Source organism: Thermodesulfobacteriota bacterium (assembly GCA_040756475.1).
In the GTDB taxonomy this organism is placed as follows: domain Bacteria; phylum Desulfobacterota; class Deferrisomatia; order Deferrisomatales; family JACRMM01; genus JBFLZB01.
Map to the genome: position 1 here is coordinate 1 of JBFLZB010000014.1, position 13,476 is coordinate 13,476.

Here is a 13,476-nt window from a genome sequence, read left to right on the forward strand (position 1 = left end):
ACCAGCGCGACGACCCCCAGCACCCCCGCGATCCCGAAACCCGGGAGGATGAAGACCTCCACCGCCAGGAGCACGATGCCGGCGACCGCCAGGAGAAGCTCCTCCCACCCGGCCAGCTGCACCAGCCAGTGGCCCCAGAAGAAGAGGGCAAGACTCGCGATCCCGATGGTACCCGGCACCCCGAACCCGGGGGTGCGGATCTCCAGGAGGATTCCCAGTATCCCCAGGCTCATGAGGAGCGAGCTCACCGTGGGGTGTGTGAGAAACCGAACCAGGTTCTCGGCCCAGGTGGGCGAGGGCCGGCGCACTTCGGCGCCCGAAAGGTCCAGCCGGGCGAGAAGATCGGCCAGGGAGTCCACCCGAAAATCCGCCACGCCGTGGGCGAGCGCCTCCTCGGTGGTGAGGGTCAGGAGCTTGCCCTTCTCCACGAGCTCGGGCACCTCCACGTCGGCGTCCACCATGGCCTCGGCGATGAGGGGCGGCCTGCCCCGGCTCTCGGCCGTGGCGCGAAACTCCTTGCGCACGTACGATACGGTCTTCTCCGCCACCGGCGGGGCCTCTGCCCCCGGGGCCCCTACCGCCACCGGGGTCGCGGCGCCGATGGTCGACCCCCCGGCCATGGCGATCTTCTCGGTCGCTAGAGCAATGAGGGCGCCGGCCGAGATGGCCCGGTGGTTGATGAACGCCACGGTGGGCAGACGCGCCTCCAGGAGCGCGTCGCGGATCAGCACCGCGGCGTCGAGCCGGCCGCCGAAGGTGTTGATCTCGAGGATGACCGCCGACGCGTCTTCTGCCCCGGCTTGGGCCAGGACCCGGTTCAGGAAGGGCGCCAGACCCAGGTCGATGACGCCTTCCACGGGCGCGACGTAGACGACCGGCCGCCTGGCTGCCCGGGCAGGAGTTTCCTGGGCAGAGCTCTCGGGGGGCGGCCCGGGAGCCTCGTCCGCAGCGCGCACTGCTCCCAGGAGCGCCAGAAGGGCCCCCGCGCAAGCGAGCACGGCAAAGAACCGCAGCCGGGAGACGGCTGAATGGCCCGTCGCCCTGCCCCCACGCCTCGTCCCTCGGTCATCCATTGGTGCCCCCTTGCCGTGCGTCTTCCCCCCGCAGGCGGCACGGCCGCCTGCGGGGTTCCTGCGATTTGCACAAGGGCCATGACGAAGGGGCCCGAGCGAAGGATTCTCTCACGGGGCCCCGGCCGAGGCAAATCGTCGGGGCGCGTGCCGCACTGGAAAACGGGGAAAGATGCGGGTGCCGGTTTGCCTTGACGACGCAATTCAGAACGCCTACCATGTACTCGTATTCTTTTTCACTATCTCACATGTGGTCAGACCGGAGGAAGCACCATGACCCGCGAGTACACCGCCTACCTGGCCGAGAAGTTTCTGCGCGACTACCGAGTGCAGTCGGTGGAGAAGAGACTGGCCTTCGACGCCTGGGCCGACCGGCAGGGTTTCGGGCCCGACGCAAAGCGGCGGCTGTGGCGGGAAGTCAAGACCCTGTCTCGCAGCCAGGCCGCCTGAGACCACTCCCGACCCGCCAACCCCTCACGCGGGGAAACCCATCTCCCGGCGCACGGCGGCGTAGTCTGCCGAGTAGTCGCCGGAGGCGGTACGCACCACCAGGGGGGCTTCTTCCACAGTGGAGGCGCCTGCGCCCCGCGCGGCGCAGAACAACGTGATCAGGCTTTCCCTGCCTTCGCGAAACGCCACCGGGCGGTACCGCAGCCGGGAAAGCCCCGCGGCGCGAGCCGCCTCCAGGCTGGTCTCCCGGTAGCGGGTGGCGTGAACCCACACCACGAGTCCGTCCGCGGCCAGGTGCCCCTCGGCGACCCGGAGGTAGTCGCGCACCCCACCCCGGTCCTCGAACCGGCAGGGGCCCCGCTGGGCCGCGCTGCTGCGCCGCCCTTCCCCCGGGGCCAGGTAGGGCGGGCTCCCGGTGACGAGCTCGAACCGCTCCCCGGGGCCCAGGATGCCAGGGCAGCGAAGATCCCCCTGGCGCACCTCGGCCCGATCCTGGACTCCGTTGTACCGCAGGCTGCGCCGGGCCAGGGCAGCGCTCTCCTCCTGGGCCTCCACCCCCACCAGACGCAGGCCGGGGAAGCGCCAGAGCAGCAGCAGCCCCACCGAGCCGACCCCGCACCCCAGGTCCAGACCGGCCTGGGGCGGCTTGTGCCCTCGGAGCACCGCGCGCGCGGCGTACCAGGCCGTGAGGAGGTCGTCGGTAGAGTAGCGGTGTCCGCTTCGAAGCTGGAAGATCCGCCAGTGCCCGCTCAGGCAGTCCAGGGTCTCGCCGGGACCCGGCACGGCCCCGGCATCGCCGGCCCCCGGGGGAACGGGGCCGGGGGGCACCCACCCGGCGGGCCTCCTACGCATGAAACCCATCGAGCCCCACGAACCCGAGAGCATACAAGGGCCGCGCCAGATCCCCCGCCCCCCGGAAGGGTACGGGAGTCATCCCCACGGTGGCGGCAGGTCCTTCCATGGGCCCAGGGTACGGCGGGGCCGGAGGCGAGGGCAAGAGCCCCTTGCGTGCCCTGGCCCGCCGCCCTGTTCCCAGCGAGGCTTGCGCCTCGGACCACCGAGACGGGACCATCCCTTTCGCTGTCCGCCGATCGAGATCGAAATCGCGTTCGAAGGCGGGGGCGATTTCGATACCGATACCGATAGCGATACCGATTTCGATGTGGACTGTGCGTGCTGCACCCCGGGGCCCCTTGCCGTCCCTCGGAGTACCATCTGCACACCGGACTCCTGGTTCAGGATCCCGGGTCCCCGAGGATCCCCGAGCCGGACTCCCGCCGGTTCCGGTGCGGCGGCGCCGCGAGGGGGGTCGAACCGGGAGCTCGGATCGGTTAGTATGCCAGCGACTCCCACGAGGGAGGTTCCCATGAAGAACGGCGGACGGTGTCCCTGCGGGAGAGTGCACCCTTCCCCGGCCGAGCAGGGGCTTTGCCGGCGCCGGGCGGCCTGCCGCGAGGCCGGGAGGGCGTTGACGTTCTGCCTGGTCTTCGCCGAGGAGTGCCGGGAACGGGGGGTCCGTCCTCCCCGGGTGCGCCTGGCCGAGCCCCCCGCCGCCCTGGCCCTGCCCGGCAGGAAGCCCAACCCCTGGCGGGAGTCCCTGGTGTGGTTCGGCGGCAGCGCGGCGGAGGATCTCCTCTTCGGAGAGCGGCTCCAGCCCGGGCCCCACTCCCAGGAGGACTGGCGACGCGCGGAGCGGTGCCTGCGGTCGATCGGCCGGTATGAGCTGGCCCGCGACGCCTTTCTCGTGGTTCGGGATCTGTTGGAGCACCATCGAAGAGCCCTGGATGCCGTCGTGCAGGCCCTGGAGATGCAGGGAGAGCTCGCCGGCGAACAGGTGTGGACCCTCGTCGAAGACAACCCGCCGCAGCGTCCCTGACGCGCGGTGCAGAGAAAGGAGAGCCCCATGGGCGCAGAGGACCAGCCAGAGCAGCTCGAGATTCGGGTGGATCGCGGCAACCTGTTTCGCGAAGAGACCTTTACCGACCTCAAGGTTGCGTCGATTCGGCGGCTCACGCCGGTACTCCCCGACGGCTCCCCGGACCTGGGCCGCAAGGCGGCGTTCTTGGGGGAAAGCCAGCTCATGTCGCCCGCCGGGCCGATTCCCATCCAGTGCCCGATCGAAGCCGCGACCCTGGAGGAGGCCATCGACCGGTTTCCCCAAGCCCTGAGCCGCGCCGTGGAGGAGATGCTGTCGGCCGCGGAGGAGCTGCGGCGCCAGGAGATGACCCGTATCGTCATCCCTGGCCGCGAGGCGGGGAGCCGCCTGAAGCTGTAGGCGACGGGTTTTCGGTCCTTGGTTTTTCACGACCTCGTTTTCGGAGACGTGTGACGGCATGGCGCGAAGCGGCTTTCGGATCTGGCCCCTGTTCCTCGTCTTCTTTCTCGCGGCGGCCGGCGCTGGGGGGTATCTCGCGTGGCGCCAGAAGGCCCCGGGGCCCGCGGCGCACTTCCTCCCTGTGCCGCGGTACCTGGGCAAGGCGACCCCCCTGGCGCTGGAGCTCCGGGCGGCCCGCGGCGGTCTGGCAGGCGTTGAGGTACGGATCGTCCAGGGCGGAGCCGACGCGGTCGTCTTCTCCCGAACCTTCCCGGGAGCGCCCTTCGATCAGCGGGTGGAGTTTCGCGTGGAGCCCGCCGCCCTCGGGCTCAAGGAAGGAGAGGCGGTCCTCCGAGTGTTCGCGTGGGATGCCTTCTGGAGGCCCCTGGCCCGGGACGGGCTCGCCCTCGCCCAGCCGGTCACGGTGGACACGACTCCGCCCCCCCTGGAGGTGCTCTCCTTTACGCGGTACCTGGACCAGGGAGGGAGCGGCGTGGCGGTGCTGCGCGCGCCGGATGCTTCATGGGCGGGTGTGGCCGCGGGCGGCCTGGAGCAGCCGGCCTTCCCCGTGGAAGGAGCCCCGCCCGGCGTGCTGGTGGCGCTCTTCGCCCTACCCTGGAACCAACCGGCCCCCTTCCCGCTGACCGCGGTCGCCCGGGACGAAGCCGGCAACACCGCGACCCGGGCCATCGCGGCCGAGATCCGCCCCAAACGCTTCCCCACCGACACCATCGAGCTTCGGGCCGACTTCATGTCTCGGGCGGTGGCCGAGCTCCTGCCCCAGCGCAACGTCTCGACCCAGGAGGAGCTCCTGGAGGCGTTCCTCGTGGTGAACCGGGACCTGCGGCGCCAGGCCGCCGAGGCCACCGGCCGACTGGGACGCTCGACCCAGGCCGCAGCCCTGTGGAGCGGCGCTTTCCTGCAGCCGCCCAACACCAAGGTCTTCGCCAACTTCGCGGAGACGCGCCTGTACCGTTGGGGGGGCAAGGAGGTGGACCGGCAGGTCCACCTGGGCTACGACCTGGCGTCGGTACAGCGCGCCCCGGTGCCCGCCGCCAACGGGGGAACGGTGGTCTTCACCGGTCCCCTCACGATCTACGGCAACACTGTGGTGCTCGACCACGGCCTGGGGCTCCAGACCCTGTATGGCCACCTCTCGTCCATCGACGTCCAGGAGGGGAGCCGGGTGCAGAAGGCGCAGGTGCTGGGCCGCACCGGCACCACCGGCCTCGCCGTGGGGGACCACCTCCACTACGAGGTGCTCCTCCACGGCCAGCCCGTCACGCCGGTGGAGTGGTGGGACGGCAAGTGGATCCGGGACCGGGTCGCCGGCCCCCTGCGCGACGCCGGGCTGGGGCACCTGGTGGAGGGCTCTTGACCCCCCTTCCCGTTTGGGATTGGGGGTGGGATGGGGGCCGGTATACGGCGGGGCCGGGGGCGCAGGGGCGCACAGCGTGCGCCCGCCCCGACGGAGGACGACGGCCGCCCCCATGGCAGGCGCACGGCTGTGCGCCCCTACGGGTGACGCAACCGTACCGCCGCGTGCTTGGGCTCGACGGGCAGGAGCGACGCCAACCCACACGGATCGAAACAGGACCGACCACGCGGGCGCCCTCTCCCCAGACCCGTCTGCCGGGGGGAGAGGGGATTCAAGGTAGGGGGGCCGCTATGGGCGGAAGAGCTCCGAGAGGAACACCTTCATGTGCTCCCAGGATCTCCGGTCGGCCTTTTCCTCGTAGACCGCACCCGGCAGGGTGCCGTCGGCGGCCGGGTTGGAGAAACTGTGCTGGGCCCCCCCGTAGAAGACCATCTGCCAGTCGGCGCCTCCCCGGCGCATCTCTTCCTGGAACGCCGCGATGTCGGCCGCCGGGATGAAGGGGTCGTCGGCCCCGTGGAGCACGAGCACCTTGGGCTTCACCCCCGCCGTAGCCTCGGGCTGGGCCGTCTTGAGCCCACCGTGGAAGCTCACCACCCCCTTGACGGGCGCGCTGATCCGGGCGAGCTCCAGCACGGTGGTTCCCCCGAAGCAGTACCCCACCGCGACGACCCGATCCCGGTCCACCAGGGCATGGGCCCGCAGCTGGTCGAGCCCCGCCTGGGCCCGGGCTCGCAGCAGGGTCTGGTCCTGCCAGAACACCCCTGCCAGGTGCTGGGCCCCCTGGGCGTCGTCGGCCCGCTTGCCCTTGCCGTAGATATCGGCGGCGAACGCCACGTAGCCCATGCGGGCGAGCTGCTCGGTGCGCGAGCGGGTGTAGTCGTTGAGGCCGTACCACTCGTGGACCACGAGAATGCCCGGGCGCTTGCCGGCCAGCGCGTCATCGTAGGCCAGATAACCTTCGAGCACCTCGTCCCCGTGCCGGTACTCCACGGGGGCGGCGACCAGGGCGGAGAGGGCGGGAACGGCGAGCAGGGTCAGCAGGGCGGCACACACCAGGCGTCTCATGGCGACCTCCGAAAGGAATGGGGTTCGCGCCAGGGTAGCGCACGCCCCCGGGAGGGCAAGGAAGGCTCGGCAGCGGCATTTCGCCTCCCGCTTCACGCCTCACGCTTGGTGTGGTGTTCTGGTTCATGCCGCTGTGCGAAAACACTGGGACCTATGGGACGCATGGGACCTATGGGAAAAACCCCGTCACCCTTCACTCGTCACCCGTCACGCTTCACCTCAACCCAAACAGGCGCAGCGCAAACTCGGGGTTCGAGGCGAAGTGCAGGTGCACGTACCCGCCCAGGGTCGCCCCCAGGGCGTACCCCTCGGGGGGCAGCTCTTCCCCCCGGGCAGTCCGCACCAGGTAGACCCGGGGAACTGCGGCGGGCATGTCCTCCACGTGGGAGTAGTGAAACTCGTGGCCCCGGGCCCGCTGCCCCTCCAGTGCAGGAACGCCTCGCACCTCGATCTCCCGATATCCCAGGCGGAAGCGCTCGCCCCGCATCCGGGCCACGGTCGGGAAGATCCCCGCCATGGGATGGCGCCGTCCCTCCAGATCCACCAATCCCTCGCACAGGGCCATGAAGCCCCCGCACTCGGCGTAGATGGGGACCCCCCGACAGTGGAGCTCCCGTGCCCCGCTCCGAAACGCCTCGTTGCCGCCCAGGGCCTTCGCCCGGAGCTCCGGGTACCCGCCCCCCAGGTAGAGCCCGTCGAGACCCGGGGGCACGCCGTCGCCTTCGGCGGGCCGAAACCACACCAGCTCCGCCCCCCCATCGGCCAGGAGGGCGAGGTTCTCCTCATAGTAGAAGCAAAATGCGGCGTCCCGGGCCACCCCGATCCGCCTGGGAGCCCGGGGTCGGGGGCGTGGAGCCGGGCGTTCGCCGACCTGGGGCGCGCACGTTGCCCCCGTGGCGTCGAGGAGCGCCCCGAGGTCCAGGTGGTCCTCCGCGAGGCGGGCCAGGCGCGCCTCCATGTCCGGGGGGAGGTCGGCGTCCTCGGGGGTCACGAGGCCCAGGTGCCTCTCGGGCAGCGCAGCGGACTCCTCCCGGGGCACCGCCCCGAAGGAGCGGGGCAGGCCCCGGTCCTCCAGGGCGTCGTCGAGGATGCGGCGGTGGGAAGGGCTCCCCACCCGGTTCCAGATCACCCCGGCCAGGCGTACCCGAGGGTCGAAGCTGGCAAACCCGTGGACCAGAGCGGCCGCGCTCCGGGCCATGGCCCGAGCGTCCACCACCAGCACGACCGGGAGGCCCAGCAGGGCAGCCAGGTCGGCGCTGGAACCGTCGGGCCGGCGGCCGTCCACGCCGTCGAAGAGTCCCATGACCCCCTCCACCACGGCCACGTCGGCCGTGCAGGCGGCCCGGGCGAAGATGCTCCGGTTGGCTTCCGGGGGGATCATCCACGTGTCCAGGTTGTGGGACGGCCGGCCGCACAGCCTGCGGTGGTGGGATGGATCGAGGTAGTCGGGGCCTACCTTGAAGGGCTGCACCGCGAGCCCGCGGCGCCCCAGGGCCGCCAGCAGCGCCAGCGTCACGGTGGTCTTGCCTGCGCCCGAGTGGGGCGCCGCCACCAGGAAGGCGCTCCTCATCGGTCGTAGCGGATGGAAAAGGCGCCCTCCCCCACGGGCTCCTCCCAGATGACGTCGCAGTGATCCACCCGGGCTCCCGGCGGGCCGGTGCGGCACCAGGCAACGGCCTCCTCGACCCGCTCCCGGGGCCCCTCGAACACCGCCTCCACCCCCCCGTCCACCAGGTTGCGGACCCACCCGGCAAGCCCCAGGCCTCGGGCGACGTCCCGAGTGGACGCCCGAAACCACACCCCCTGGACGAGTCCGTCCACCATCACCCGCGCCCGCACGGCGTTCACGGAAGGCCCTCCCCCCAGCGCTCCGTCACCAGGGGCATCTCGGCGGCGAGGGCGCCGAGGACTCCTTCCAGCTCGCTGCGCAGCCCGGCGCTCGTCAGAAGGCGCACCCGGCCCAGACCGCCCGGAAGGGTCGTGGCGACACAAAGCCCCTCGTAGGCTTCCAGCGTGTAGCGCAGGCGCACGAGGTCCGGCACCGGCACGCGGCAGACCACCCACACCTCCCCCGCGTCCGGGGCCATGGGTCCCTCCTTTCCCGCCTGCAAGGGCAAGCCGCGTGTCTACCACACGGCACACCGCACCACAAGGAAGGCGTGCGTCCAGGAACCACCCGCTTTCTTCGGACCACCCGGGGCCGCGGTCCGGGCCGCGGGTGGTCCTCTTCGGGCGGCCCCTGGTATCCTATCCCCTCGTCGCCCGGGCACACGAAGGGATCTCGACGCGAAAGGAGGATCGAGTGGGCGAGCAACAGCACCCCCAGGCTCGGGAATCCGGCAACCCGCAAGGGCGCGCCCTGGTGCTGGTCCACGGGGCCGGGGGCGACCGGAAGCTGTGGGGAACCGTGGACCGCCGATTGCGCGCCGCGGGAATCCCGAGCCTGGCCCTCGATCTGCCCGGCCACGGCCGGGCGCCGGGGCCGGGGCGCGACTCGGTGGGTGCCTATGCGGACTTCCTGGAGACCGCCCTGGGCCAGGGGGGGATCGGCGAGTACGCAGTGGCCGGGCACTCCCTGGGAGGAGCCGTCGCCCTGACCCTTGCGGTGCGAGAGCCCCCTGGTCTACGGGGGATCGCGGCGGTCTCCACCGGCGCCCGCCTCCCCGTGGACCCCAGGATCCTCAAGGGGACGCTCGCCGCGTTTTCGTGCACCGTGGAGAACCTGGCTCGGTTCTGCTTCGCCCGGGGCACCGCCGAGGAGCTGCTGCGCGAGGCGGCCCGCACCATGGCCGCTCCCGGACCGGAGGTGGTGCACGGCGACTTCGTGGCCTGCGCCAACTACGGGCTCTCGGACCGGGAGCTGGCGGGCATCGGGGTGCCGGCCGAGGTGGTATGCGGCGACATCGACGTGCTCACCCCGCTCCCCCTCTCCCAGGAGTTGGCCGCCAAGATCCCCGGAGCCCAGCTCACCCGCATCCCGGGCTGCGGACACATGCCGCTCCTGGAAGCGCCCGAAGCCCTCGCGGACGCCCTCGCACGCCTGTGGTACCGCTGCTTCGGGGAGGAGACTTCCCCATGATCCACTTTCCTTTCGCCCTGGCCTTCTCCCTGGTCCTGGCCGGGCTCCTCGCCTTCGCGTTCGCCCTGGTGCAGGTGGGGCTCCTGGGCGCCGCCTTCGAGCGGCTGGGGCTCGCTCCGGGGGTCGTCCCCCTGGTGCTCCTGGCGAGCCTCCTGGGAAGCGGGATCAACATCCCGGTGCGGCGGCTCGCCGGCCCCTGCCGGCCGGTTCAGGGGCACCTGCTGGGCCTGCCCTCCCGGTTCCGCCTGCGGGACCCGGGGTGCCGCACCCAAACCCTGCTCGCCGTAAACCTGGGGGGAGCAGTCATCCCTTCTCTCCTGTCCCTGTACCTCCTCGGCCACGCCCTGAACCCCGTGGGCTACCTGCTCGCGACCGCCGCCGTAACCTGGGTGGTGCACCGGCTCGCCCGCCCCGTCCCCGGGTTCGGCATCGCGGTCCCCCTGTTCATCCCGCCGCTGGCCGCCGCTGCGGCGGCGCTACTCCTGGCGCCCGGTGAATCGGCCGCGGCGGCCTATGTGGCGGGCACCCTGGGGTGCCTGCTGGGGGCCGACCTCCTGCATCTGCGGCAGATCCCCATTCTGGGGGCCCCGGTGGCCTCCATCGGTGGAGCCGGCACCTTCGACGGGGTCTTCCTCACGGGAATTCTCGCGGTCTTCCTCGCCTGACCGATCCTGACCCCGCGCACGGCGGTGCGGCGCGCGACGGGTCCTTCCGGTGCCTGGACGACCCGACCGGTGGGACGTGGCGCCTTCTGGCACCGCACAGAAGGCGAGTCACAGGACCTTGCGGACGGTTGTTCCCGGACCCCTCCTCCCCTATCATGGGCGGTTGGCCCGACCCGCTCCCCAGTTCCCAGGGCACCATGGAACCCACCTGGACCCATCCCCGCGACATCCTGGCGTCCTTCGAGCGCACCGCCCCGGCGGAGGAGCGCAGCCGGGGGGCCGCCCTCTGGCAGGAACGCCGCGTCCGCCTCACCGACGAAGGGAGGATGACGGGGCGCCTGCACCTGACGGGCACGGTAGCCGACAGCGGGGGAACAATGCACCGGGTCTCGGTCTCGGTGCTCCCGACCCGGCTCGAGGCCCGCTGCGACTGCTCCGGAAGCGGCTGGCCCTGCGCCCACGTGCTCGCCCTGGTCCGAAACTGGGCCGAGGGCGAAGGTGCCCTCCGGGCCCGTAGCCGGCAGTGGCGGCCCCTCCTCCAAGCGCTCGCGCCCACCCGTGCCCTGCGCCTGCCGCTGCCAGGCCAGGACGTGGTGATCCACTGGCTCGACCTGCGGCGCGAGGGAGGGGCTTCGTGGACCCTGGTGCTCTCCTGGCGGCTCCATCGATTCACGAGCCGCGGCATCGGCCGGGGGCGCATCCTGACCCGGGACCGGCTCACCCAGGCCCCCCCGGCCTGCCTAACCCGGGAAGACGAGGCGGTGGTGGCCGCCCTGGGGAGCCCTGGGGTTGCCCCAGACCCGCTGCGCCCGCCGGCCCAGGGCGCGGTAGAGGTGGGGCCGGACCGGGCGGACCGGGTCCTGCGGGCCCTGAGCCGGGCCGGCGAGGTGCGCTGGGTCGCGGACGGCGCGCCCGCCGCCGTCTCCACGCGGCCGGTGACCCTCGCCCTGGGGCTGGAACCCACGGGCACCGGCCTGGAACTGCGCCTGGGGTGGCGCGAGCTGGACGGTGCTGCCTGGGAACCCGCCCATCTGCGGGTCGTGGCCTCCGTGCCCCCCTGGGTGGAGGATGCAGGAGAGGTACGGCCGGTCCTCGGTCCCGAGGACTCCGAGGCGTTGGCCTCGCTGGCCGAGCGGCGTCTCCACGTGCCCGAGGCGGACTTCCCGGTCTTCTTCGGGAGCACGGTGCCCGAGCTCGAGAGCCGGGGCGTGGTCGTGGACTCCCCGGACCTGGGGGATCGGTCCTTTCTGGTCCGAGAGGCCGCGGCTCCCCGGCTCTACCTCTCGGAAGAGGGCGGAGCCCTGGTGGCGACCCTGCGGTTTGGTTACGGGGACTTCGAGGTGGCGGCCGAGAACCCCGAGCCCGTGCTCCGGGTGGGCACGGGCGGTGAGCGCACCCTGCTGCGGCGCGACCTGGAGGCCGAGTTCCGGTGTGCGGTGCGGTTGCGTACCCTGGGATTCGCGGCCGTGGAGCCCGGGCGGTTCGAGATCGCAGGCGACGCGGCCCTGGACTTCGTCCACCGGGACCTGGAAGACCTGAGCCGCGAGTGGGCGGTCTTCGGCCGCGACGGTCTCAAGCGCCACCGGGTCACCCCGGCAGGCCCGGCCCTGCGGATTCGCCTCTCGGCGGGGGTGGACTGGCTGGATCTGGACCTGGAGGCCGAAGCGGGCGGGGAGACCCTGCCGAGCCAGGACCTGCTGCGCGCCCTGAAGCGGGGCGGCCGATACGTGCGCCTGGGCAACGGCGCCCACGCCCTGCTCCCCGAAGACTGGGGGCGCCGGGTGGGCTCCGCCCTGGAGACCCTGGGGACCCGGGGCCGGCGGCTCCCCCTGCACCTGGCCCCCGTGGTCCAGGAACTCCTCGAGGGGGCCGACGGCTGGGAGGTGGTGGGGCGGCCGGCTTGGGAGCAGGTGACCGCTGCCCTGGCAGGAGGGGACGGCGAACCCGGGGGCGCACCCCCCGACCCCGTACCGGCGGGCCTTCGCGCCACCCTGCGCCCCTACCAGGTGGAGGGGTACCGGTGGCTGCGGCGCCTCGGGCGGCTGGGGCTCGGAAGCATCCTGGCCGACGACATGGGGCTGGGAAAGACCGTACAGGCCCTGGCCCTGCTGCTGGCCGAAGCCGAACAGGGCCGGGGGCCGACCCTGGTGGTTGCGCCCACTTCGGTGGTGCCCAACTGGGAGGCCGAGGCCGCCCGGTTTGCCCCGTCGCTCCGGGTGGTGCGCTACCACGGGGCCGAGCGCCGGGAGCGCGCGGCGGACCTGGGGGCGTGCGACCTGGCGGTCACGAGCTACGCCATCCTGCGCCGCGATGGGGCGCAACTCGGGCAGATCGCTTGGAACTACGTGATCCTCGACGAGGCCCAGGCCATCAAGAACGCCGCCACCCAGACGGCGAGGGCCGCGGAAGCCCTCGGGAGCCGGTGCCGGCTGGCGCTGACCGGCACCCCCCTGGAGAACCACCTGGGAGAGCTGTGGAGCCACTTCCACTTCCTGGCTCCGGGCCTGCTGGGCACCGAGAGGGCGTTCGCGCGGCGCTTTGCCCGGCCGATCCTCCGGGGCGACGAAGCTGCCCGAGAAGCGCTGCGGCACCGCATCCGGCCCTTTCTGCTCCGGCGCCTCAAGTCCGAGGTGGCCCGGGACCTCCCCGAAAAGGTGGAGAGCGTGCTCCTGTGCGAGATGGGGGAGGAGCAGGAGAGGCTCTACCGCACCCTGCTCCGGGCCAGTCGCGACCGGGTGCTCCGGGAGGTGCGGGAGCAGGGCATCTCCAGGGCTCGCTTCTCCGTGCTGGAGGCGCTCCTGCGCCTGCGTCAGGCGTGCAGCGTGCCCGCCATTCTGCCGGGGGGCGTCGGCGAGGGAATCCCCTCGGCCAAGCTCGACCTCCTGCGCGAGTTCGTCGCCGAGGTGGTGGAGGAAGGCCATCGGGTCCTCCTGTTCAGCCAATTCGTCAAGGTTCTGGGCGTGCTGCGCCAGTGGCTCGAGGAAGCGGGAATCGCCCACCTGTACATGGACGGCCACACCCGGGACCGGGAAGAGCGGGTGCGCCGGTTCCAGGAGGACGACTCCGTCAAGGTATTCCTCGTGAGCCTCAAGGCCGGGGGCACGGGGCTCAACCTCACCGGCGCCGACTACGTCATCCTGGCCGATCCCTGGTGGAACCCGGCCGTGGAGACCCAGGCCACCGACCGCACCCACCGCATCGGCCAGACCCGAAAGGTCTTCGCCTACAAGCTCATCACGAAGGGCACGGTGGAAGAGAAGGTGCTCGCCCTCCAGGAGCGCAAACGCCGCCTCACCGACGATCTGGTCCGCTCCGAGCGGGCCTGGGCGGAAACTCTCTCTCCCGAGGACCTGGAGGCCCTGTTCGAGGAATGAGCCGCCCCCCCAGCCACCCCGCGACGATGGGCCCCCCCACACCCCGGCGGCGCACGCGTTCCCTCCGGGGATGGAGGGCCT

13 protein-coding genes are annotated in these 13,476 nt (G+C 72.1%); 7 read left to right on the forward strand and 6 right to left on the reverse strand.

Annotated features, from left to right (window positions below):
• Nucleotides 1–1,073, reverse strand: a 1,073-nt coding sequence (locus AB1578_03505) for a nodulation protein NfeD (protein ID MEW6486966.1), incomplete at its 3' end; no start/stop codon positions are given.
• Between the two features lie 270 nt (nucleotides 1,074–1,343).
• Between AB1578_03505 and AB1578_03510 the strand changes: the two genes are divergently transcribed.
• The gene (locus tag AB1578_03510) at nucleotides 1,344–1,520 is read left to right on the forward strand and encodes a hypothetical protein (protein MEW6486967.1); all 177 of its coding nucleotides are present in this window, start codon (nucleotides 1,344–1,346) and stop codon (nucleotides 1,518–1,520) included.
• 24 nt (nucleotides 1,521–1,544) lie between these two features.
• Here AB1578_03510 and AB1578_03515 read toward each other — a convergent pair whose 3' ends face one another.
• A complete protein-coding gene (locus tag AB1578_03515) occupies nucleotides 1,545–2,348 on the reverse strand; it encodes a methyltransferase (protein MEW6486968.1) in 804 nt (267 codons plus the stop codon).
• A 538-nt stretch (nucleotides 2,349–2,886) separates the two neighbouring features.
• On the opposite strand from AB1578_03515, the gene AB1578_03520 reads away from it, so the two are divergent.
• The 3 genes from AB1578_03520 to AB1578_03530 are packed head-to-tail and all read left to right on the forward strand — an operon-like array spanning nucleotide 2,887 to nucleotide 5,212.
• The gene (locus tag AB1578_03520) at nucleotides 2,887–3,396 is read left to right on the forward strand and encodes a hypothetical protein (protein ID MEW6486969.1); all 510 of its coding nucleotides are present in this window, start codon (nucleotides 2,887–2,889) and stop codon (nucleotides 3,394–3,396) included.
• 27 nt (nucleotides 3,397–3,423) lie between these two features.
• The gene (locus AB1578_03525; protein ID MEW6486970.1) at nucleotides 3,424–3,795 is read left to right on the forward strand and encodes a hypothetical protein; all 372 of its coding nucleotides are present in this window, start codon (nucleotides 3,424–3,426) and stop codon (nucleotides 3,793–3,795) included.
• Nucleotides 3,796–3,853: 58 nt separating this feature from the next.
• Nucleotides 3,854–5,212, forward strand: a complete 1,359-nt coding sequence (locus AB1578_03530) for a M23 family metallopeptidase (protein MEW6486971.1) — start codon at nucleotides 3,854–3,856, stop codon at nucleotides 5,210–5,212.
• Nucleotides 5,213–5,500: 288 nt separating this feature from the next.
• On the opposite strand, the gene AB1578_03535 is transcribed toward AB1578_03530, so the two are convergent.
• From AB1578_03535 to AB1578_03550, 4 genes are all read right to left on the reverse strand, one after another.
• The gene (locus AB1578_03535; GenBank protein MEW6486972.1) at nucleotides 5,501–6,277 is read right to left on the reverse strand and encodes a dienelactone hydrolase family protein; all 777 of its coding nucleotides are present in this window, start codon (nucleotides 6,275–6,277) and stop codon (nucleotides 5,501–5,503) included.
• Nucleotides 6,278–6,491: 214 nt separating this feature from the next.
• Nucleotides 6,492–7,829 carry a cobyrinate a,c-diamide synthase gene (locus AB1578_03540; protein MEW6486973.1) on the reverse strand — a complete coding sequence of 446 codons (1,338 nt, stop codon included), beginning with the start codon at nucleotides 7,827–7,829 and terminating at the stop codon, nucleotides 6,492–6,494.
• Nucleotides 7,830–7,843: 14 nt separating this feature from the next.
• Nucleotides 7,844–8,125, reverse strand: coding sequence for an acylphosphatase (locus AB1578_03545; GenBank protein MEW6486974.1), 282 nt, complete (start codon nucleotides 8,123–8,125; stop codon nucleotides 7,844–7,846).
• Entirely contained in the window at nucleotides 8,122–8,364 is a 243-nt protein-coding gene (locus AB1578_03550; protein ID MEW6486975.1) for a DUF4911 domain-containing protein, read from the reverse strand. Before AB1578_03550 ends, AB1578_03545 begins: the two co-directional genes overlap by 4 nt.
• A gap of 215 nt (nucleotides 8,365–8,579) precedes the next feature.
• Here AB1578_03550 and AB1578_03555 point away from each other — a divergent pair, with 215 nt between their 5' ends.
• The 3 genes from AB1578_03555 (at nucleotide 8,580) to AB1578_03565 (ending at nucleotide 13,395) form a co-directional block, all read left to right on the forward strand.
• Nucleotides 8,580–9,356, forward strand: coding sequence for an alpha/beta hydrolase (locus AB1578_03555; protein MEW6486976.1), 777 nt, complete (start codon nucleotides 8,580–8,582; stop codon nucleotides 9,354–9,356).
• Nucleotides 9,353–10,021, forward strand: a complete 669-nt coding sequence (locus tag AB1578_03560; GenBank protein MEW6486977.1) for a DUF1614 domain-containing protein — start codon at nucleotides 9,353–9,355, stop codon at nucleotides 10,019–10,021. Before AB1578_03555 ends, AB1578_03560 begins: the two co-directional genes overlap by 4 nt.
• Before the next feature lie 197 nt (nucleotides 10,022–10,218).
• Complete coding sequence (locus AB1578_03565; GenBank protein MEW6486978.1) at nucleotides 10,219–13,395, forward strand: SNF2-related protein; 3,177 nt, start codon at nucleotides 10,219–10,221, stop codon at nucleotides 13,393–13,395.
• The last annotated feature ends 81 nt before the right edge of the window (nucleotides 13,396–13,476 follow it).